This is a genomic window from Leptospira sp. B5-022 (genome assembly GCF_000347035.1).
GTDB classification, from domain to species: Bacteria; Spirochaetota; Leptospiria; order Leptospirales; family Leptospiraceae; genus Leptospira_B; species Leptospira_B cinconiae.
The window spans coordinates 560527-582500 of sequence record NZ_ANIJ01000006.1 but is presented as its reverse complement, the minus strand read 5'-3'; the positions used below and the strand labels follow the sequence as shown (position 1 = coordinate 582500).

Here is a 21974-nt window from a genome sequence, read left to right as displayed (position 1 = left end):
GAATTTGGAGAGTTCATCTCTAAAGGAGAACTTCTTTGTACCCATCAAATAACGAAACGCACTTACGATTACGTCCGGTCTAGGAGGATCTCCTCCGATAAATAAGTCCGGTTCTTTAGGTAATTTACCTCTTTCAAATAATCCGCCGGAAACCGCTTCTGTTCCGCAGGCAATTAGCGCCTTCGGTCCAGGGGTTGTGTCCCAGGCAACTTGTAAAGGAATTTCCATATTCTTTCCTACAGGTCCCGAGAACACGACGGCATCCGAATGTTTGGGAGAAGCGACTACTCTTATCTTACTTGCTTCGCTATCGAACACCGCATTGAAGCTCGCATTTATCTCCGCTTCTGTTGCGTTATTTCCGCTTGCTGCTACTTCTCTATATTGGAAGCCCGTATACTTAGTTATCTTGCGGAATTGTTTTACGTTTTCCGAAACTTCTTCCTCGTAAATTGCCGGAATGCCTTCTACATAATGTACTTTTAGCGCTTCTCTGTCCACGGAATATACGTGAACGAATCCTGAATTTTCCAATTGTCCGGAAGAAGCTTCCACACAATGACCACATTGTAAGCAAGCACCGTAATCGAAGGTTACTTCCTTGGAGGATGAAACTTTTAATCCGCCGGTGGGACAAACCTTCTCAATGGATTTGTCCAAATGAAATCCTTTTTTAGAAGTTGGTACCGGGATACCTCTCGCATTTGGGTTGTTCGGCCCTATCTTTTTATAATTTAGATTTTTTGCCGGTAGGAATATATTGATAATTTCCTGGATTTGTCTCATAGATCCACTCCCACATAGCTGAGATTGAAAGATTTGTTATTCAGAGGAAAGTCCCCTATATTTTCCCCTCGGACTGCAAGCTCCAATGCATGCCAATTTAGGACGGAAGGATCTCTCACATAAGCTTCCGAAATTTCTCCCGAAAAATTTAGGGAAAAGGAAACTAAAACAGGGCCTCTCCATCCTTCAACCGCCCGGAAATATACACCGGGTTTTGCTTTGGAAACTTTCGTCTTTTGGAAATTTTCATAGACTTTATGAAAATTTTTTAATACTGGAATTGCTTTGGTCAGCCAACGCCCGCTATTCTTCAATTCTTCATAACGAAGATAGAATCTTGCCCAGGCGTCTCCCGTCATTTGGCCTGCATCCAGATCCAAGCGGATGGATTCTCCTGCGAGAGTATAACTGGGATCATGATGACGAAGATCCCTGGAATAGCCGGTACATTTTTCTACCATTCCTACAAAACCTAGATCTTTAAGTTGTTTATGAGTGATCACTCCGCAAATCTGCAATCGTTCCCTATTGGTGGATTTTTCGGCAGCTCTTTCGAAATGTCCCGCCACATCCGAAGTAGTATTTTCGATCCTTAGCGCCAGATCACTCAAGAAAGATTCTGTAAGTTCTTTTTTGAGTCTGACTTTTCCGGGACTTAAGGCCCCTCTTCCGAAGCGAGAACCTGTGAGGGCTTCCATAACTCCTAACGGAACTCCTCTTTGTACTGCGCATACGCCTTGTAACGGATAATAACCTACGTCACCCGCAATTGCCCCCATATCCCCGATATGGATCGCGATCCTTTCGATCTCTAAGAGTACTGTCCTGGCAAAGTTGACTTCTTCCGGAACTTGTATGTTATGAGCTTCTTCGAATGCTTTACTGAATGCGATAGCATAGGCGATCGTGGAATCTCCGGAAATTGCTTCCGCATAAGGAGAGATAGAATCCTTGTTTAGGCCTTTTAATTTTTCCAAAAGACCCCTTTTTTGAAAACCTAACCGAATGTCCAGGTTTTGGATCTCTTCCCCTTCTACTATAAAACGAAAATGTCCAGGCTCGATCACGCCGGCGTGGATCGGTCCCACAGCGTGTGAATAAAAGGAAGTGGGAACAGGAACGTTGATCCCTCTATAAACCAAATCCTTGATCCCGGATTTAGTTAGGAATTTTTCGAGAAGATGTTTTCTGTCTTGGGATAGATATTTTTGGTAATCCATCGAAGAATAATCTTCCGGTCCTTGGTCAGTGCCGAGGCTATGCCTAAGGACCCAAATCGGATTTAGATGGTCTTCATATAGATTTTTTTCTGCGGTTTTTGATAAAGTTTCCTGCTCTATCCCTTCCCGAGTCAGCCAGAAACGATGAGTTTGTTTGGTTTCGGTAGTGTGAAAAATTCCGGTAACGTTTTTCATAATACACCTTGTAATAACAGGTAAAATCCCCAGCATCCGGTGCTGAGTAGAAGTAAAAGTAGGAAAAATCCGTTTGTCATTCTGATCCTAAGAATGGTGGAAAGGTCTTTTGAAAAAGGTCTTCCTTTGATGTTTAATAAAGGTGCGAGTTTGTATAACATCACTCCGAAAAATACGATCCCTAAGATCGGGACTAATATAACGAACGATTTCCCACCGCTTTGTCCCGCTTTGATCAGAATGATATCCGTCACGAATATGGGGGAACCGGGCATTACGAACGCCAAGAACAAGGCTAAGATGAAGAGCGAAAGAGCTGATTTATTTATAGAGTCCACTTGAATGATCTTATGAAGTTCTCTCTTTCCTGCGTCCATCCTCACGATTCCCATGCTGATGAATAGAAGCGATTTCACCACAAGGTTTGTCGCCATCATAAATAGGAAAACAGTTTCACTTAGATCCATCCACAGAAAGACAGCTAACGCTCCTGTATGGAAAAGAGCAACTTTTGCGGAGATCCTTCTGATATCGTCGCGGTCGTATACCGCAAAAATACTTAAGAAGATCGTTAATATTCCTAATACCAACAAACCGTCCGCACCGCTGAATGTATGAGGGAAGAGTTGGTGATCTAAATGAACAAAAGGCCTAAGGGCAAAACAGACCGAGACCGGAATGAATGAAGAAAGCAGGGAAGAAACCTGCGAAGGACTTTCTCCGTAAGTATCCTCGATCCAGACATGGTTCGGAAATAGCCCTAATTTTGCACTGTATCCGAAGATCGCTAGCCAAAGACCGATCTCTACCCAGATGATCTCAGGATGAGAGGCGGAATTAGCCGCTAAAAAATCGATCGGTTGATTGATCACATGTAAAGAAGAACGGATGAGTATGATTCCGAGGAACGCGATACCTAATCCGAAAGAGTTGATCAGTAGAAATTTCCAGGCGATAGGAAAGGATTTTTCCGTTCTACTGGAAGAGATGAGTAAGGCTCCTACAAAGGTAGTAGCTTCTATTAGAACCCATTGTAATGTAGTTCCTTCTTCATTCCAGTCCCGAATGATCCAGACGGCAAAGTTGATCGCGACGCAGATGATAAGTAACACGGACCAGAATAGTAAATTTGTTTGGTTTTTTGTAGGAGCTAGAACGTAGGTCAGAAAAATTAGGACAAAAACCCCTGCTCCGATCCCTAATAGAATATCGAAGTTCATCTGGAAATTTCTCCCTTATATTGCTCGCTATTGATCCTAAGGGCGGCGCCGGCTCCGATGATCAAAACCGCATCCAAGAAGGATCCGAATTCGCTTCCTATCGGAACTCCGGATTTAAGAAGAAGCGTGAGTAAAAATGTTCCATTCTCAAAAATGCTGAAACAAGCGATCACGCCGATCCAGTTCCTTCTCACTATAAAACCGATTACTCCTATGTAGATCAGTAAAAGGACATATAATAAACCGTACTGATGGGACTTCCCGAAAAAGGAGGATACCAAGTCCATGAAGAAGTAGCAAGCCGCTGCTCCTGCGAACAAGAGTCCGAGTGTAGGAAGATATCCTACTTTAGGAAAAGTTGATTCCGGAGAATGGATCCTTCTTGCAGTCCAAAAAAGAATGATCGGCGTTAAGATCCCTTTGAATACGATCACCATTGCCGCTAAAAAGATGGAATGAAAACCGTCCCCGCTTTCTTCTTGGTACAAGGGAAGAAGTAAAAGAAAACCTTGGATTCCCAAGAGGATAACGACCCTTTTAAGCCTGTTTTCTAAAAGAATGACCACACCAGTCAGTAGAATGATAAGATAACTAAGGTCAGTGCTCATATTTATTTACCTAGTTTCAGAAGAATTCCCAAGATCAGCATGAAGATAAAATTCAGGCCGAGTAATTCCGGGATCCAAATCCATTTTCTTCTGGTGCTGTTTGCTTCCCAATAGCCGATTAACGCGGAAAGAAGAATGGCTCCTCCGAAGGAAGCTAATTCTTTCCAGATCGGAACGGATGAGACTCCTAAGAATACTTCCACATGTTCCAGTCCTAGTTTAGTTAGAAGTAAAAATAAGGAAGCGGTCTTAAATTGGTGAGCCAGTTCGAAAAATGCTCTAGTCCTTCCGGAAGCTTCGAGTAACATCGCTTCGTGCACCATCGTGAGTTCAAGGTGGGTTCTTGGATCGTCAAACGGAGGTTTGGCGAGTTCGGAAAGAACGATCAAGGTAGCTCCCAAAAAGAATAAAATCGCAAAAGAAATATGTGCGAAGTTTTCATGGAATACCACGTTGGATTCCAATACTACAAGTATTAGTATCAGGATGGGTTCGCCGAATATGAAGAGAAGAATTTCTCTTGCCGCTCCCATTCCGCCGAAAGAAGTTCCGTTTTCCACAGCGTAAGCGACAGTTGCAAATCGGATCATTCCGATCAAAAATGGGATCAGTAATAAGGAAGCCCATTCGAAAGAAACTAAGGACCATAGAACTAGTCCGAAAGAGAAAGCGAATATCGCGGAACTTTCCGAGAAAAATCCGGAGAAAGGACCGTCTATCGGACTTTTTTTCATCATTCGGATCGTGTCGTATAGGATCTGTAGTACAGGCGCCCCTTTTCTGCCTTGAGCAAAAGCTCTGATCTTTTGAAGAACACCTCCACATAAGAACGGAAGAGAGATAAAGGATAAAATCCGGATCAGAATGCCCAATAAGAAAGTAGCTGTGACCATATGCCTCCCTCTGCCAGACGAACGATGATAATTACGATGAGGATCGTTAAAACAGTGAACGAAGAATAAGTTAGGTCCACGGAGATGGATTCGTCGTCCGATCCTCTGATCTTCGCTTTTAAAGAAGAAAGTAGTTTTATTAAAATTTTAATAAACCCTTTATCCAATTTGGAATTGCCTGCTTCATCTGAGAAATATCTGCCCAATGGAGCGACTAACGGATCGGAAAGCGCCGAACTCGCAATAGCTACCTCCGATCCCTCAAATAACCCGCCACAATCCCACAGTTTTCTCTCTTTGATCCTATGCCTGAGTCCTAATAACCCTACGCTTAAGAGAATCGCTAGGCCGATTACGTTTAAAATCCCGATTCCTTTGAACCAAGAGAAATCCAACCATTCTACTCTCACTGCATAATAATTAGTGAGGCTAAGAATGATCACGGGCGCGATCAGGACCAAAGCTCCAGTTAAGAATAAGGAAACATTGATCGTCGTATTCTTACCATGGTCTTCGAAATTAGTGCGGGGTCTGGAAAGAACAAGAGCTAGGAAAAGTTTTAAGTGCGCGGCCGCCCCTACCGCTAAACCAGTGCAGACTAAAATAAGAAGCGGAAGGACAAGAGCAGCACTCGTATCCGTAACTTCCAAAACTGCGGATAATAATTTGATAAATGTGGACTCGGATAGGAAACCTGTGGTTCCAGGGATAGCAAGAAAACTCATGGTCCCGATCGCAGCTAAAAATGTGGGAATTCCACTGATCCTACCGATCCCTGTGTTATCATCCGCTCCGGATCTACCCGATAATTTCGTTAGATATCCGAAAAATAAGAATTGGAAGGTTTTGCTGATACTATGGTGGACCAAGGAGATGAGAAATAATACTCCAAATGCCTTGCTCAACATTCTCAAACTTTCCTGTTCACTGGATTGCCAATAAGCGGAAATCAGTAAGCTCAACCATAAAAAATTCATATTCTCTACAGTGCTGTAAGCGATGGATTTTTTGACTTCTCTGCTGAATAAAGCGGTAATCCCTGCCCATAAGACTCCGATTCCGGCTAACGGTATTAGAACGGTTGTATAATGGGTTCCCGGAAGAAGTGGGAAAGCGAATTTGGAAAATAAAACCAGAGGTAGATTAACTAATAAACCTGAGTAAGCCGCAGAAGCATGCGCCGGAGCTCCTGCATGCGCTTCCGGAAGCCAGAAATGGACTCCGAAAAATGCGGACTTGATCAAAAGTCCCAAGATCAGGAAAAATAATCCGGAACTTGGATCATTCGAAAAGATCCAGAAGGTAAAACAGAAAGCACCAATCCCTCCCGCTGCTACCAAAGCAACGAAACTTCGAATGGATGCATCGTTCCATTTACCTCCAACATAAAGGAGGAAGGCGCTTATAGTGGACAATTCCCAAAAAAGGATCAACCATAAACTTTTTCCTACTAGATAACAAATCCCTGTGCTAAGGAAAAAAACGGCGTAACCGAAAACGATCAATGTCTTTTTTTCTTTTTCATATCCGTATACGTATACAGATATGAAACCGCCTAATATGGCTTGGAGAGTTACCCCAAGACCGATCGAACTATCTTTTCCGAAAAAATCCACCCCTAGCACATTCCCGATCAGAAAAGGTGCAAGAAGAGAGGTGATAACGGATAGATAAGCCAATACTGTCATACGTATTCCTTTTTTAGAAGCCTGCGTTCACTTGGAAGAAGAACATGTGAGCCGTAGAGGCTGTTCCGTTCGCGCCTGTCACAACTCCCGTGTTCATATGAAGACCTGCGGTTTCCGTTCCCGTAGCCTGAAGATTGTAATGATAGAGAGCGTTTCTCTGATTTTTAACCGCATTACCCGCAGTCAAGATACCGCCTCCGATCCAGATCGAAACATAATCATTTACAACGTACATCCAAGTTAGATCGAACTCATTGTAGATATTTTTTCCAGTTCCACTCACGGAGATCGTGGTTTGACCGAGACCGTTACTTTCGGTCGAAGCTCCGGTATTAGCGGAACCGTTGATCGCATACCATGCATCCTGAGTTTGTACCTTATTATTGATGATATAGGCAGCGTAGAATGTTCCGTAACGTTCTGTCTTGTACGAAAAATTAAAGTTAAAAGAACTCAAGTTTTTAGTATCGATGTTCTCCGAAAGACCTGCTACATTATTCCAGTAAGGGAATACTCCGAATCGCGGGTTTGTAAGAGTTTGGAAGGTTGCGTTACTTCCGTCCGTTCGGTTTTTATCCCCCGATGCGTAGGTATATTGAAAGCCCGCTCTCAATTTTTCAAAGAAAGTATAACCTGTTTGGAAAACATGCATTGAACCGGAATATTTTTGAACTTCTGTGCCGTAACTTTGGTTCGAAAGACCCGCAACATTCTGCCTTACATAAGAGTCTAAAAGAGGATCTTTTACGGTCCTTTCTCCGGTTGCCCCCGTCTGCCACGCACTTTCGATCGCCCAATCCCAAGCTCCCCAGAATCCGTCTTTGGGAAGATTATTATTCGCAGTTCTGTTGGTGATCCTGAATCCGGTCGTAATCAGATCACTTTGTTGTTTTGCCCAAGAGTTATTATAAAGATCTAAATCCGATTTAGCTCCTGCAATAGCTGTCTTTTTGGTCAAAAGTCCGATCGAATAAACATCTAGAGTGAACCAATCTTTCGCGGTGAGGGAATTATATGTACCGACAATATACTGATCCGGTTGACCAGGATTTACTACAGTGGATTTTTTCGTAACCGGATCCGTAATGGTGATCGGAGCGTTAGCCGAAACCACTCCGTTGACACCGTTCTGGTTGGCCGCAATCTTAGTTCCGAAAAAATGGATCTTATAATTGTCCTGATCGAACATGATCCTTGCTCCATCGTAAGATAGACCGTTTATGGTCCAGTTAGCACCGCCAAGTAATCTTTGATCACCGTAGGCTAGAACCTGCCTACCGAACTGTATTTTTGCGTCTAAAGGAAGCTTTTTCAAAAGAACAAAGGCTTCTCGGATAGTGGTTTGGCTAGGGATCGTGGAACCTGATCCAGAGGCAGGGTTACTGGTTGTAGTCGTACCCGCTGCATCAAAAACATTCGCACGAGCATCCCCTACGTTGGCCGGAGTTTCTCCTCCCCAAATTCTTGCATCTTGGAAAGTGACTTTTGCGGAAAAATATGGACTAGGGTCAATTATGAAAAATACCTGAGAGGTCTGCATTGCCCGCGAAGTATAACCTTTATTCGATTTGTCGAAAGATAGGTTGTATCTGTCCTCGTATCTAGGGCGAATATAGGCTCCTAGTCTGATCCAATCGTTAAGCCATGCTTTTTTGCGGTTGGCGAATTTTTTTCCCAACTCCGGTTCGAAAAATGTACTTCTTGTAAAATCGGGAGTCAGACCGCTGGATTTCATCGGAGAAACATAACCGTCTTCTTCTTCTGCACTTTCCTTCGGAGAGTTGGGATTTTGGGCGGTAGTGGCGGCATTTTGAGCGGAAAGATCCGAAAGAATACCGGATACGAAAATTAAGAGAAATATAATATAGCCTAAATAGCCGGAAATTTTATGAAATCGACGCAACTTGTACATTTTCTGACCGTTCCTAATGAAAATAAAATTCAAAGCCATCCGAATATATAAGCAACTTAAAGGACTTTCTATTTTTCTAACAAGACAATCGAAGCAATTCTATTTAAGTCCCTATAACTTCTACATCTGATTTCTATTTTCGGTCAAGTCATGAACGACCTCCGTATTTACCGCTTGTAGTATTACTTCATCCGAAGGATTTGAATAGCGGTGTTTAATATGGGACCAGATCTTAGAATTAGAGACGCCATCCCTTTTCCAGCGCACAATGGAGATCAGTGCGTGAATAAAAAGAGCGATGAGTAAACCTTCAAAGATACCGAATCGAAAGACTAATAGTCCGCAAACGATCGCTAGGCTAAACGCATAGACCCCTTCGTGTATCACATGTTTCAAACCTTCTATCATTTTCCAACCGGTAAAGATCATGACGATTCCAAGGGAATATTCCGGAAGATGAGTCAACAGTTTGGGAAAAATTAATACGATTGCGATCACTAAGGCCACAAAAAGGTTGGAGAGTTTTGTCATTGCTCCTGCGACCGCGTTCGTCGTCCCTTTTGCTAACCCATCCAGGTTTGTCATTCCTCCAAAAAAACTGGAGCCTAAGTTCGCGATCCAAATGGAAAATAAACTATTATTAGAGTCACATTTTCTTTTTAGCGGATCCAATTTTTCGATGGCAACATTACTCATTACCTGCTCGATTACGTCTATTGTCGCAAGCATCAGAGCATATCCGACCATTTCAAAAGTGAGAAAGATCGTATGGATCAATCTTGGATCCTCGTGAGGTTGAGGTAAAGGAAGGACCAATTTGAAAGGAACATGGTCCACGACTAACATTGGTAAATCGTAATAGAAACTGATAACGATCCCGAAACCTATAACAAGGAAATATGGAATGCCCGGTTTGCTGGATTTGAACTTTTGATATAAAAATACGAAACAAACAAAAGAGATGGATGAGAGCGCTAAAACAAAAAGTCTCTCCGGGTTAAACCAATTTCCCAAAGACTCATGTTCCACTGCGTACATATAGGGTACGAATTTTAGCGCTATTTTTAAACCTATTCCGGCTAATAATCCTTCTACTAAATAATGAGGGACAGTCTTTAGGATGTAACCTTCCCATCTGAATTTCCAAACCACGATTTGGATCACTGAGGTCAAAAAAATCAGAAAAGGCATATTTTCATGACCGAAGGTATGCACTCCTAAGGCTAAAGCGGGAGCGAGCCCTGCTGCTATACCCGGAACTCCTACGAAATTTCCGGGTTTAAACAAGGATGTTGTAAATCCCACAATACAGGCAAAAACCACAGTCAAGAGTCCGGTTTGGATCGGATACTCCGACATTAGGCAAATGCCGACCGACAAAGGTATGGCCACGAAGCCGGTAATCGTTCCGGCCGCAGCATCCCGTTTTAAATAAGCAAAAATGTCCTTTAGTGAAACTACCATAACCTCTTCCTGCTTCCTTCCGTATGGTATAATTTTATAATATTGTTACTAGATAGTGATAGAGCGGGATACCGATCACGATATTGATCGGGAATACGATCGAAAGTGCCACCGTAAGGTAAATACTAGGATTGGCTTCCGGGATCATATCTTTCATCGCCGCTGGGACAGCTATATAGGAAGCGGAAGCGCAAAGTATGACGAACATTACCGCATCTCCTTCCGGCATACGGATCAATTTTACGAGAAATAGTCCGAGAGCTGCGTTGATCACCATGATAAGTAAAGTGGACGCGATTAGAAAAAATCCTGCATGAGTTACTTCGCTAAAACGTTTCGCTGCGGAAATCCCCATATCCAAAAGGAAGAAAGTTAATAATCCCTTGAATAAATCCTCGGTAAAAGGTTTCTCCGCTGCCCAACCGCTTTCTCCGGTTACAAAACCTACGATCAGAGCGCCTACAAGAAGATAGATGGAAGAGCCGAAAAGAGCTTCATGAAGCAGCTTTTTCCAATTTATTTTTCCGCCCCCATTCGCTTTGTTCCTAGACAATCTATCGAGTATGACGGCGATTACGATTGCCGGAGATTCCATAAGCGCCATACCGGCTACGATAAAACCGCCGTATTCTATCCCTTTATTATGAAGATAAGCCCCACCAGTAACAAAGGTCACAGCGCTGATCGAACCGAAAGATCCGGCCAATGCCGCGGCGTTATGTTTGTCCAGCTTAGCCTTTAGTATAAAATATGCGAAAAATGGAGTTACGATCGCCATGATTGAGCAGGCGAGTAGAGTAAAAGCATGCTCAGTGCTGAATGGTGTACTGAAAAGTTCATGCCCTCCTTTAAATCCGATAGAAAACAACAAATACATTGAGAAAAATTTAGAAAGCCCGTTCGGAATGGTTAGATCGGACTTAAAGAAAACCACTCCCATGCCTAGAAAGAAAAACAGAACCGGTGGGTTGAGGATATTTGAAATTACAGCTGAATCGATCACTGTATATTCCCCTTTATATGTATTTTAAAGATTTTTCGCTTTCGGTGTAGCCCTTTCGAAATTCGAACCACTACATCTACAAGACCTTCCAAACTTATAAAACTGGACACTAAAAAATAGTAGAGTCTAAAAAAAATTTAAAAATTTAGACTCTTGGAATTTGATTGTTCAGAAAAACAGCATCTTGGTTGAAATTTTAAAAGAAAGGTGACAGCTTGGCATCATTCCTTCGCTCTATTTTTACGGAAGAAATTGAATTACTCGAATAGAAAAACCGGCAACTCGGGCAGCTTCTCCTATCCATATTTATAAACTTTATAATCTTTTAACATTGGAAAATTTAAAAATTCCAAGATTATAAATTTAGATACTTGAGGTTAGGTTTTTGGAATTTCTTAGGATTTTGAACTGAATTCGACCTTAGTATTATTTTAAGTAAAAAATAAGATGACTTAGGAAAAATACCTGGTATCCTACCTTTAAAACGGATTCACTGGTATTAGGCTTAAATGAAACAATCCAGTTATAGAATCCGAAATTCGTTTCTCTCAAATATCTATTTTCGATTTCTGATTTTATTTTTCTTCGGGATCCTTAGTGAAAATTTACACGCTGCTCCCACTCTCCCTAAAGCTGAAATAATCCGACTGAGTCCTTCTTCCCCCGTTGAAAATATCAGTTCAAAAATGGAATATCGGTATAGAGGATACCAGTTCCGTCATTGTAAGCCGGAAACAATTTCTTCTCTCCACCAATTAGAATGGCATCATAATACTGGAAATGTTCTGCGTTTAAAGAGGAGTTCTTCCGGAAATTGGCTGAGATTTAGATTGGCAAATGAAGGGATGGAACAACTGAACAGGACCCTGGTTTTGCTTTGGCTGAACGTGCCGGACGCGGAACTTTGTTCCGTAGATTCCAAGGGAAATTTCGAAGCGGGATTTGCAGGCTACGATCTAGATCCTATCTGGAACGATTTTATTTCTCCACTTCCCCACTTTAATATTCGTTTAGAGGCTAAGGAAGAAAGGACATTCTATCTTTACGTATTGTCCAATGAGGATATCAACTATCCGGTTCGATTGCTCTCTGAAGATGACTACATGATTATCGTGAGGTTGCGGTCCGTTCTCTTTTTAATGGTAGGGTTTGTGCTTCTCTTTGCCTTCGGTTATAACCTTTATCTATATTTTAAGAGTAGAAAAGTTCTATTTTTGACTTTGCCACTTCATTTAACCGCAGTGGGAGCCACTCTGTATTTTTTACATGGTAAGGAATTTGCATCCATCGTAGGAAATGAAAATAACTTATTCCGTCATAACTATTTCTTATTTTTGGGGATCACTCACGTTGTTTTCTTCTTCTATTTGGCCGCTTGGAATAAGGAAAATTCAGGGATCGTTTATAAATCCCCCTTCTTCTGGCTGGTTTGTTTTGCCGGGATCTTATATCCTCTCATCCCTCTTTACCAGTTTTGGTACGATCATAGGATCTTAGTATTAGTACTCAATTACGGATGTATGTTGTTCTATTTCGGAAAGACCCATATTTCTTCCATCCGGAACAATACCGTTTATGAGATGTTCTTTATCTCGGTCTGGGGGATCTTTCTTTTACTAGATCTGTATAAGACTATTTTCCATTTCGATTTTTACCCTTATAACAGAATGGCGGTATATGGGGTATTGTATTATCTGCCTCCTCTTACCGTATTCGTTTCCTTATTATCCAGAGAGATATTGAGAAGAAAAGAAGAAGAAGTTTCCAATCGTAAAACACACCTTTCTTCCATAAACGTGAAGGATTTTGTGGGTAAGATAGAGTCCTTGCTGGAAAATGAAAAAATTTATCTGACCAAGTCTTTAAAAGAAGAACATATGGCAAAAGAACTTGGGATCACCATCCACCAGCTTTCCGAGTTGATCAATACCGAGTTCAAGACCAATTTCCCGTCTTTGATCAATCAGTATAGAGTGGAAGAAGCGAAAGTATTACTAAATGAATTCCCTGACGAGAACACCACAGAGATCGGTGCAAAAGCAGGATTTAGTTCCAGATCAGCGTTCTATCTGGAATTTAAAAAATTAACCGGCACCAATCCGAATTCGTATCGTAAGGAAAGTAACGGCAGAAAAGTTTAGGCGTTCACTCTAAAGAAGATGACGTCCCCGTCTTGGACGATATATTCTTTTCCTTCTATCCTGAGTTTCCCTTCTTCTTTTACTTTATTCGGACTTCCCGTTCTGTCTAGATCTTCGAACTTCATCACTTCTGCGCGAACAAATCCTTTTTCAAAGTCAGAGTGGATTACCGATGCAGCCACCGGTCCTGTACTTCCCACGCCAGTGGTCCAGGCTCTTGCTTCTACTTCTCCCGCTGTGAAGAAAGTTACAAGTCCCAGAAGTTTGTAGGCAGCTTGGATCATTCTATCCAATCCGCTGCTTGTTTCTCCGATCTCACTTAAGAATTCCAGTTGTTCTTCTTTACTTAGTCCGGAAATTTCTTCTTCGAATTTTCCGCAAAGAGTGACTACTTCCGCTCCTTCTGCCTTGGCCATTTTTTTTACGGATTCCACGATCGGATTTTCTTTAGCAATCGCCGCTTTGTCCGTGATATTGGCCACATAAAGAACAGGTTTGGAAGTGATTAAGTTGAACGTTTTGACTAATTTTTGCTCTTCCGGTTTGATATCTGCGAGTCTAGCCGGTTTTCCTTCTTTTAAAACCGCCATAATTTTATCTAAAAGTGCGGAAGCTTCTTGCGCTTCCTTATTTCCTGCCTTTGCGTTTCTGGAAATTTTTTGGTACTGCTTTTCGACGGATTCTAGGTCCGCAAAAATAAGTTCCATTGTGACTACTTGTGCGTCTTCCACCGGATCGATCTTTCCGTGAACATGAGTGATATTTTCGTCCTCGAACGCGCGGACCACATGACAGATCGCATCCACTTCTCGGATATGAGAAAGAAATTTATTTCCGAGACCTTCCCCTTGGCTGGCACCTTTTACGAGTCCTGCAATATCCACGAATTCCATGATTGCCGGGACTTTTTTCTGGGGTTTGTAAATTTCGACGAGCCTGTCGAGCCTTGTATCCGGAACTTCCACGATACCCTTGTTCGGTTCGATGGTACAAAAAGGATAGTTTTGCATTTCGGCACCGGCCTTGGTTAATGCGTTAAATATGGTTGATTTTCCTACGTTTGGAAGTCCTACGATCCCGCAATTCAAGCTCATACAGTCAATTTTTGAAAGAAAGAGAATCTGTAAATTCGTTTAGATCTATAGAGTAGAATAAGATAAGAGGTCTTTATTCCAGGATCCAGGATTTATTCGATTCCTTGGAATTTAAGGTTTGGACTTCTTCGTTGATCCGGATGAGTCTTCCGTTCCTAAAAAATAATTCCAAAATACTGATCTGTAAGGAGTTCGGGGCTGCACCACACCCAAAGCTGTATTCTCCATTAAAAAAACGCAAAGCTCTTGGAGAGGATAGAAGAACGATAGAAGGTAAAGTATCCGAAAGGCCTTTTTTAAAATGGGACAATCCTTCTGCGATCGGATTCGGATCTTCTTTGGGCTTTTCATTCGGATCTTGGGCGAGTAAAAAGTGGAATATCTGAGATTCGAAAGTTTTAGAAAATTGTGTTTTAAAATCGCCGATCCAAGAAGACGGATTTTTTTCATTCTCTTGTACGGATTCCGGAGAAGGAGAATAGAATACAAAGTTCAATCCGCCTTCTTCCTTCACCGTCAAAATTCCAGGTGGGATCACTGGCTGTTTTTTAGCGGCAAGCTTCGGCGCCTTTTTTTTGGATTTTTTCTTAGAAGAAACTTTCGTTTTAGGAACGGGAGGATTCTCTTTTTGTTCCGAGTTAGTTTTTGTAGTTTGCTCTTGGGGTTTCGGATCTTCTTCTTTCGGTTTAGGATCTTCCGGTTTTGTAGGAGTCAGTTTTTCCGGTTGTTCAGGATTTGTCTTAGTCTCTGTCGGTGTAGTTTTCTTTTTCTGTTTTATAACCTTCTTCTTTTTCGATTTTTTGTTGGAAGGTTGTTTGGCCGTTTCCTTTTTTGGAAGTACCGAATGATGACCGGTAAATATGATCTCTGCGCCAAGGTTTTTTTTCAGCCTATCTATTTCGTCAGAAGTTTTAGGCAGATAAGGAGCAGAGACAAGTAGAATTGCCCCTCCTCCCTCTTGGGTCTTTTGTTGTTTATATCGTTGATACCAAAGACTCAGAGTCCTTTCAAAATCAAAAGGGGGTTCTTTTTCCGACTGCAAAGGACAATATACAACAAGCCCGATCGGTGAGTCTTTCCGATCCGAAGAGTTGGACTGCGTTTGTAGAGATGGCCCTAATAGAATTAGGCCGGCTAAAAGAACGAGCGCAGCTAGTTTTTTAATCTCGAATTTTGGGATAAAATTCATTTGGATTAAGAGTATTGAAAAACTTCTTTTCTTAAATTTTGAAAGTACTTTTGGAAAAGTTTTTCTTCTTTTTCCCTGAATTCCAATGTTCTGGATTCGAATTTTGGATCCAATGCGGAAAGGTTAGAATCCATTTCGGAAAGATGGGATTCTTCTTCCTTAATGATCCCTTTTACGGATATTCCCAACTGCCTTTGGTCCAAAATTTGGTCATAGATTTCGTATACCGAACCTGCTCTTTCTTCTATTAATTTTGTGACATATAAATAGCAGAGGAATGATTTCGTGTGTTTCGGAATGTTTTCCCTTCCAAAAGATCTTTCCACCGAAATATCTAATTTTTGGAAGTAGGAAACGGCAGAAAATCCGCAGAGTAAAGAATCCTTTTCGAAAGAATGCGTGCTGGAGGGTTTTATTTTTAAGGCCAATTTTTTAAAATAGGCGGCATGTCTTGCTTCTTCAGAAGCATGTCTTAAAACCATTTCGGAGAGCAAGGGTCCGGATTGACTTGTATGGATTTTACGAGAACCGATATGTTCCAAAAGTGAAAGAGTATTTAACCACCTAAAATGTAGTTCTGGAGAAGATACGATCTCGGTTATAAGAGAATCGATTTCCTCGGAAGAAACGTTTGGCTTCGGCTTAGTATCCGTGTTTTGGATCATAGATACGAGGATTTCTTTGGGAGGTCAAAAAATCATCCATTTTCATTTTGATCATAAAAAATCTGCTTTCTAACTAACAGTATTCTTCAAGACTTCCTCTGATGGCTTCCAATACACTTGCTGCCCTAGGCAAATACGGTCGTTTTATAAAATTCTCCCATACTTTATTCGCTCTTCCTTTTGCAGGGATAGCATTTGTTCTTGCGATCTTACAAGAGCCAAGTTTACCTCTCGCCGTGATTGGCCAAAAATTGATTTGGATCTTGGTCTGTATGGTGGGCGCAAGAAGTGCGGCTATGGGATTTAATAGATGGGCGGATCGCAAAATTGACGCTAAAAATCCAAGGACCGCAAACAGGGAGATCCCGAGCGGTCAGATCTCGGATCTTATGGCGGTGATTTTTATCATCGGATCTTCATTGGTATTTTTTATAGGTAGTTGGTTCTTAAATCCGCTTTCTTTTTATCTTTCTTTCCCTACTCTATTTCTTTTATTAACGTATTCTTATACAAAACGTTTTACTTTTTTATGCCATTTCTATCTTGGATTGACGATCGGTTTAGCGCCTCTCGCAACCTGGATCGCGATTCGAGAAGAATTTTCCTGGATCGCAGGGTTTTGGACTTTAGGACTTGCCTTCAATTTAGCGGGATTCGATATATTATACGCTTTGCAGGACAGGGAATTCGATAAAAAAGAAGGCCTACATTCCGTGCCTGTTCGTTTTGGTGAAAAAAACTCGTTTCTTATATCAAGAATCTCTCATATTCTTTCCGTTTCTTTTTTAGGAATAGCGGCTTGGTATGCGGATTTTCAGGGAGCTTTTTGGGCATTTTTAGTATTTGTAGCGTATTTATTATTTAGAGAGCAGAAGATCGCCTCGGAAAACAAGGACGGAAATTTTCCACCGAGTTTCTACCAGATCCATTCTTGGATCTCATTGGTGATCTTTTTGGGCATTTTAGCGGAGACAGGTCCAAAACTTGTTTCTCTGTTTTATAGGCTTTAAAAATGAGTCAGGAAAAATCATTAAGACTGGTACTCGCAATGGCTGGAGCAAGCGGCTCCATCTATGCGGCCAGATTCATAAATGCTCTCATGGAAATTCCAGGAGAAACCTGGTTTGTTCCAAGTCCGGCCGCTATCCGGGTTTTTAAGGAAGAATATCAGGCGAATGTTCATACCGGAGAGGATGTCTTAGAATTCGTACGTAAAAAATGGAATCCTAAACAAATACATACATTTCATCTGCGTAAATTCGAAGATATAGGAGCAGATATTGCTTCCGGTTCTAATATTTGGGACGGAATGGTGGTGGTTCCCTGCTCTATGAAAACTGTCGCAGCGATCCGGACAGGGATCACAGAAAATTTGATAGAAAGAGCGGCTGACGTTACTTTGAAGGAAAGAAGGAAACTCATTTTAGTCCCCAGAGAAACTCCTTATAATCGTATTCATTTGGAAAATATGTTAGCTCTTCATGATGCGGGCGCTATTATCGCTCCTGCTTCTCCCGGTTTTTATCAAATGCCCCAAAGTTTAGAGGATCTGGGAGATTTTATGGCTACTCGAATTTTCAGATTACTAGGTAGAGAAATAGATTTGTATCCTCGTTGGAATCCATAATATTTATCGAATCAATTATTTCTTTTTTAGACCGGATAAACTTTTGGAGGTTTGGTCGGCTTCAGAAAGTAAATCCAATAAATCTTCCGGAATAGGCATTGGTTGAAAAATCGGAACATTTGCACCTCCGGTATTTCCCACAGGAATTTTATTCAACCAAGAACCGAGCCAGCCGAACGAAACCCTAATTAACTGGCCTGCAATCTCTTTTATATCTTTTTGATCGATCGCAAATAATAACATTCTAAAATGGATGCCTGTGTGAGGTATTGGATAATATTGTCCGATCAAGTGAGCTCTTTCTAAATATCTCCAGGTTTCTTTTAAGTTTCCCTCTTCTTCGTACTTTTTAGAAAGGTCCAATTCCTTTTTGTATCTGATCTTCCAATCTTTAGGCATGATCCAATTCATCCGATTCTCCTATAGTTAAAAAGAAGGATAGAATCTCTTTTTCCATTCGTCTTGAATTTTGGGGCTAGTCCGGAAAAAACTTAGGAGCAAAATTTTCTTCTCTCCGAAAGAATTCGGAAGGTCTAAGTCCGAATGAGTTTTTAAAGATACGAGTGAAATGTGACTGGTCCGAAAATCCGCCTTCGAGCGCGGCTTGGACTAGTTGAGGATTAGTGGATAAATGCAGGACCGCCTTTCTGATCTTTGTCCAGATTTTATATTCTGAAAAAGTAATCCCTGTTTCTTCCCTAAATAAATGTCTAAACCTGCTTTGGGATAAATCGAAACTTTTTGCAATTTCAGTGAGCGAATTTTTTTCTTCGCCTACTTTAGACAAAGAGTATTGGATTCTTGGATCCATTTCCTTTTTGCTTTTGTCCGATTTCACCGAATCTAAAAGTTCCAAAATACGTTTTCGGATCCGGATTGGATCTTTTTCATTAAATGACTTTCTGATCTCCTGGACGGAAATTTTATCCCCTACTTCGAGACCCGGTTCTCCCTTTTGTATTTTCGAATTTTGGAATATACCTTGTCCGCTCCCTAATGGATCAACTAAGATAATAATAAATTTTTCGGAAGAACGTTCCGTCCCATGAGAGACCCTGGAAGGAACAAATACTACATCGTAATTTCTCCACTCTTCATCGCTTCCTTGGAGACGAACAGGTCCTTCATTTAAAGAACAGCAAATCTGGGAGAAAAAATGGCTATGCCTTGCCGTGGAAAAAGATTCTCCACAATACAAACCTAAATCAGGCCAAATATAAAATTCTTTTCCCATCGGGAATTATAAGAGGGAGAAGGACAAGGAATGGCAAGAAACAAATACTAGGAATTTCGGGACCGGCGGTCCCGAAATTATTATGGGCTAACTGATTCTATTGCTTGGATTTTTTTATTCAGATCGGAAGCGTCTTCGTATCTTTCGTAAGAGATAGCGTTGAATTTTTGTAAATACAGCCCTACTAATTCTTCTCCCGTTTGGCCAGGAACTTCCAAGGCTTTGCGGAAATTATGAAGATCGAACTCGGGGTGTTTTCCGGAAAAAGTTTCCACCAATCTTTCCATATGAAGTAAAGATGCTTCCCTCGCAATACCGCTAGAGCGTCTTACTTTTAGAGAAAGATTTGCCAACGCATCTAGATAGTCTCTAACACCTTCCGGTTCTTTTTCCTGAGCAGAAAAAGTTCCGCCTTCTCTGTTCTTGCATAATTCGACATAGCGGATCACTACATTCTCGAAATGATCCATTCTTTCTTTGATATAAGAATTAGAATCTTCTTGGCCTGCCGGCATTTCGAAGTCTTTAATTTTTACCACATCATACTTATCGTAATGATCCGTGATAATCCTTTTTAAGTCATCGTAACTGTCCAAGGAGACGGGAGGGAATGTTACAACAGGAAAGTTTTCCCCGATTCTAAGGAAACTAACCACTACGTTGGACGCTATAATTTTTCCACCCGGAAATAGCGGGTTTTCTCCAACAACGTTGCAATATACTATGAGGTTTCCGGATGGATTCTTCTCTGTGCCTTTTTCGAACTTCACGGTTTGCCTCCCTCTGTACTAACTGACTGGCCCCAGAGTATTATTCCCACTTTTTTATCTCTTCAGCCAGGTTTTGGAGTATGTTTTTGTAGGATTTTGCGATAATTCCGTCAGGTTCTTGAAAAACCAGGGGTTTTCCGGCTTCTCCTGCGCTCATTACATCCATAGTAAGTGGGACCCCTCCCAAGAATTTTGTATCGGCAGAATCCGCTAATTTTTGACCTCCGCCCGTAGAAAAAATCGCGGAACTGTGTCCACAATTTGGACATACAAATTCACTCATATTCTCCACAACACCTAGTATCGGTACTTTGACTTGTTGGAACATGGACGCAGCTCTATTTGCATCTAAAAGGGCTACGGTTTGCGGTGTGGTCACTAAAATTGCACCGTCTAAATCTATTAGCTGAGCGAGAGATAATTGTACGTCTCCCGTTCCGGGTGGCAGATCTATAAATAAGAAGTCCAGTTCTCCCCAGACGATATCGTATAAAAATTGTTCTACCGCCTTTCCTAACATTGGACCCCGCCATACTACCGGTTGTTTCTCTTCTATTAAAAAAGAGAAAGAGATGATCTTCAGTCCTTCTTTTTCTAACGGATAAATTTTATCTTCTTCGGCTTTAAGGGCCACTTTTCCGTTCACTCCGAACATTTTTCCGATAGAAGGTCCGTAGATATCCGCATCCATCACTCCCACTTTATATCCCATAGCGGCTGCCGTAGATGCAAGGTTTACTGTGACTGTGGATTTTCCTACTCCACCTTTTCCGGAGCCGATCGCGATTACCTTTTTAACTCCAAGGATTTTATTGGAATCATCCAAGGTCATTTTAGGATCTACTTCGAACTTGATCTTTACTTTCCCTACACCTTCCTTTTTGGAAAGTGTCTGACGGATCTGTGCCTCTAATCCGATCTGGACTCTTCTGTCTTGGCTAGGAGTTTTAACGAGGATACTTGTTTCATCTTCTCCGATTTCAAGAGAACCGATCATTCCGAGAGACACGATGTCTTTTTTTAACTCCGGATGTTTGATTTTAGTGAGTTCTCTTTGGATATCGATTGGTTGGAGTTTACCGGCCATTTGTTTCCTTTTCTTGGTATGAGATCGTTTTTGTTTCTATAAATTCCCCTTCTTCATTAGAGAATGAGAATCTTTTGACATTAAGTGCTTTTCCGTTCCATTCCATCAGATGGAATCCGCTTTGGTGTCGTTGGTCCGAGATCCTTGTACTGGATGCGGAATTGATCACGTAATACGGTTTTTGGGGATCGGGATACTTAACCCAATTCGTATGTACATGACCGTGCAAATAGGCTAATGGAGGCCTTTTTTTTAGAAGTTCAGCGATTTCTTCCCTGTTTTTCATTTTATGACCGGAACTTTCCTGACGTTCCGGAGGATTCCAGATGGGATGATGACAGATCAAGATATAATGATCTAGTTTTTCTTTTTCCAGATATTCCAAGGTAGAATGTACAATCTCTTCCCCCACGTATCCATACGCATTCAATACGGAGAGAGGCATATTAGAGTCCCACCCAACCAGAGTTAGTTTTCCTATTTTTTTGATCCTAAGATACCCGTTTTGAATCGGGATACTATCTCCCATCCAAGAAGAGAAAAATTTCTCGTAGTATGGTAGATCTGTTCCTTTTTTTCCTGCGGCGACTCGTGTGTAACGATCATGATTTCCAGGGACCATGAATGTTTTGTCCCCGAGTACCGGCTTCAAGATCCTTAATGCCTCATCGTATTCTCTATGATGAGAAACATTTGTGATATCTCCAGAGATAATGATCGCTTCCGGATCTAATGATTGAACTTTTCGAACGATTGCGTCCCAAAGAGAAATCGGATATTTTCTCATACGCCGAAAGGTATAGTTCATATATCCCGGGATCATCTTACCTTTCAAAGTCATGAAAGGAAGCGCTACGGGAAAATGTAGGTCCGATAAATGGACCAATTTCACTCGGAAACTTTCCTCCGGATCATTCCCAAAATTTCTCCTTTTTTAATGATGGAACCTTTTTCTCTGTCGATTCTCGCAAGTATTCCGTTAATCGGAGATTCCATCGGAAAAGAAGCCTTGTCTGTGACTAGTTCGCAGACCTCCGCTCCCTCATTGATTTGATCGCCCAACCGAAAATTCCATCGAACTAGTTCGATTTTATCTGTGTCGCCCAAGTCGGGTGTAATTAGTTCGAAATCTTCGGTTTTTGATGCCATCTCTCTAAAACCAGCTTGCCGTATAGAGT

General features: G+C 41.5%; 21 protein-coding genes (1 of these 21 running past the window's edge). 3 read left to right on the top strand and 18 right to left on the bottom strand.

The window, feature by feature from the left end:
• The 9 genes from LEP1GSC192_RS03350 to LEP1GSC192_RS03310 all read right to left on the bottom strand — a co-directional run.
• Positions 1-786 carry the 5' portion of an NADH ubiquinone oxidoreductase 20 Kd subunit gene (locus LEP1GSC192_RS03350; RefSeq protein WP_020768519.1) on the bottom strand. Its footprint begins 27 nt before the window's first position, so only the first 786 of its 813 coding nucleotides appear in the window; the start codon lies at positions 784-786; its stop codon lies off the left edge, out of view.
• Positions 783-2201: a hypothetical protein gene (locus LEP1GSC192_RS03345; RefSeq protein WP_020768081.1), complete on the bottom strand. Its 1419-nt coding sequence runs from the start codon at positions 2199-2201 to the stop codon at positions 783-785. The genes LEP1GSC192_RS03350 and LEP1GSC192_RS03345 overlap by 4 nt, the downstream gene beginning before the upstream one ends.
• Positions 2198-3421, bottom strand: coding sequence for an NADH-ubiquinone/plastoquinone complex I subunit (locus tag LEP1GSC192_RS03340; protein WP_020768118.1), 1224 nt, complete (start codon positions 3419-3421; stop codon positions 2198-2200). The genes LEP1GSC192_RS03345 and LEP1GSC192_RS03340 overlap by 4 nt, the downstream gene beginning before the upstream one ends.
• On the bottom strand, positions 3418-4029 hold the full coding sequence (locus tag LEP1GSC192_RS03335) for a membrane protein (protein ID WP_020768083.1): 612 nt from the start codon (positions 4027-4029) through the stop codon (positions 3418-3420). The genes LEP1GSC192_RS03340 and LEP1GSC192_RS03335 overlap by 4 nt, the downstream gene beginning before the upstream one ends.
• Before the next feature lie 2 nt (positions 4030-4031).
• Positions 4032-4922 (bottom strand): NADH-quinone oxidoreductase subunit H, encoded by an 891-nt coding sequence (locus tag LEP1GSC192_RS03330; protein WP_020768212.1) that lies wholly within the window; start codon positions 4920-4922, stop codon positions 4032-4034.
• Complete coding sequence (locus tag LEP1GSC192_RS03325; RefSeq protein ID WP_020768361.1) at positions 4889-6610, bottom strand: proton-conducting transporter membrane subunit; 1722 nt, start codon at positions 6608-6610, stop codon at positions 4889-4891. Before LEP1GSC192_RS03325 ends, LEP1GSC192_RS03330 begins: the two co-directional genes overlap by 34 nt.
• A 13-nt stretch (positions 6611-6623) precedes the next feature.
• Positions 6624-8522 carry an alginate export family protein gene (locus LEP1GSC192_RS03320; protein ID WP_020768188.1) on the bottom strand — a complete coding sequence of 633 codons (1899 nt, stop codon included), beginning with the start codon at positions 8520-8522 and terminating at the stop codon, positions 6624-6626.
• Between the two features lie 120 nt (positions 8523-8642).
• On the bottom strand, positions 8643-9986 hold the full coding sequence (locus LEP1GSC192_RS03315; protein WP_020768488.1) for a SulP family inorganic anion transporter: 1344 nt from the start codon (positions 9984-9986) through the stop codon (positions 8643-8645).
• Between the two features lie 34 nt (positions 9987-10020).
• Positions 10021-10926 (bottom strand): sodium-dependent bicarbonate transport family permease, encoded by a 906-nt coding sequence (locus tag LEP1GSC192_RS03310; protein ID WP_306819339.1) that lies wholly within the window; start codon positions 10924-10926, stop codon positions 10021-10023.
• 749 nt (positions 10927-11675) lie between these two features.
• Here LEP1GSC192_RS03310 and LEP1GSC192_RS03305 point away from each other — a divergent pair.
• Positions 11676-13130 (top strand): helix-turn-helix domain-containing protein, encoded by a 1455-nt coding sequence (locus LEP1GSC192_RS03305; protein ID WP_232420943.1) that lies wholly within the window; start codon positions 11676-11678, stop codon positions 13128-13130.
• Here LEP1GSC192_RS03305 and ychF read toward each other — a convergent pair.
• The 3 genes from ychF to LEP1GSC192_RS03290 all read right to left on the bottom strand — a co-directional run bounded on the left by ychF (position 13127) and on the right by LEP1GSC192_RS03290 (position 16078).
• Positions 13127-14224, bottom strand: coding sequence for a redox-regulated ATPase YchF (gene ychF / locus LEP1GSC192_RS03300; protein ID WP_020768347.1), 1098 nt, complete (start codon positions 14222-14224; stop codon positions 13127-13129). The genes LEP1GSC192_RS03305 and ychF overlap by 4 nt on opposite strands.
• Positions 14225-14297: 73 nt before the next feature.
• Positions 14298-15413: a hypothetical protein gene (locus LEP1GSC192_RS03295; RefSeq protein WP_020768385.1), complete on the bottom strand. Its 1116-nt coding sequence runs from the start codon at positions 15411-15413 to the stop codon at positions 14298-14300.
• A gap of 5 nt (positions 15414-15418) precedes the next feature.
• Positions 15419-16078: a hypothetical protein gene (locus LEP1GSC192_RS03290; protein ID WP_020768304.1), complete on the bottom strand. Its 660-nt coding sequence runs from the start codon at positions 16076-16078 to the stop codon at positions 15419-15421.
• 101 nt (positions 16079-16179) lie between these two features.
• Here LEP1GSC192_RS03290 and LEP1GSC192_RS03285 point away from each other — a divergent pair, with 101 nt between their 5' ends.
• Together LEP1GSC192_RS03285 and LEP1GSC192_RS03280 are read left to right on the top strand one after the other, a co-directional pair.
• Positions 16180-17088, top strand: a complete 909-nt coding sequence (locus LEP1GSC192_RS03285; RefSeq protein ID WP_020768192.1) for a UbiA-like polyprenyltransferase — start codon at positions 16180-16182, stop codon at positions 17086-17088.
• 2 nt (positions 17089-17090) lie between these two features.
• Positions 17091-17705 (top strand): UbiX family flavin prenyltransferase, encoded by a 615-nt coding sequence (locus LEP1GSC192_RS03280; protein ID WP_020768130.1) that lies wholly within the window; start codon positions 17091-17093, stop codon positions 17703-17705.
• 15 nt (positions 17706-17720) lie between these two features.
• Here the strand turns inward: LEP1GSC192_RS03280 and LEP1GSC192_RS03275 are convergent, their stop codons facing one another.
• From LEP1GSC192_RS03275 to LEP1GSC192_RS03250, 6 genes are all read right to left on the bottom strand, one after another.
• Positions 17721-18116, bottom strand: coding sequence for a DUF3703 domain-containing protein (locus tag LEP1GSC192_RS03275; RefSeq protein ID WP_020768006.1), 396 nt, complete (start codon positions 18114-18116; stop codon positions 17721-17723).
• A gap of 64 nt (positions 18117-18180) precedes the next feature.
• Complete coding sequence (locus LEP1GSC192_RS03270; protein ID WP_020768459.1) at positions 18181-18939, bottom strand: AraC family transcriptional regulator; 759 nt, start codon at positions 18937-18939, stop codon at positions 18181-18183.
• Between the two features lie 80 nt (positions 18940-19019).
• The gene (locus LEP1GSC192_RS03265; protein WP_020768511.1) at positions 19020-19709 is read right to left on the bottom strand and encodes a hypothetical protein; all 690 of its coding nucleotides are present in this window, start codon (positions 19707-19709) and stop codon (positions 19020-19022) included.
• 40 nt (positions 19710-19749) lie between these two features.
• A complete protein-coding gene (locus tag LEP1GSC192_RS03260) occupies positions 19750-20796 on the bottom strand; it encodes an Mrp/NBP35 family ATP-binding protein (RefSeq protein WP_020768496.1) in 1047 nt (348 codons plus the stop codon).
• A complete protein-coding gene (locus LEP1GSC192_RS03255) occupies positions 20786-21688 on the bottom strand; it encodes a metallophosphoesterase (protein WP_020768325.1) in 903 nt (300 codons plus the stop codon). The genes LEP1GSC192_RS03260 and LEP1GSC192_RS03255 overlap by 11 nt, the downstream gene beginning before the upstream one ends.
• A complete protein-coding gene (locus LEP1GSC192_RS03250) occupies positions 21685-21945 on the bottom strand; it encodes a lipoyl domain-containing protein (protein ID WP_036088743.1) in 261 nt (86 codons plus the stop codon). Before LEP1GSC192_RS03250 ends, LEP1GSC192_RS03255 begins: the two co-directional genes overlap by 4 nt.
• Positions 21946-21974: the final 29 nt, after the last annotated feature.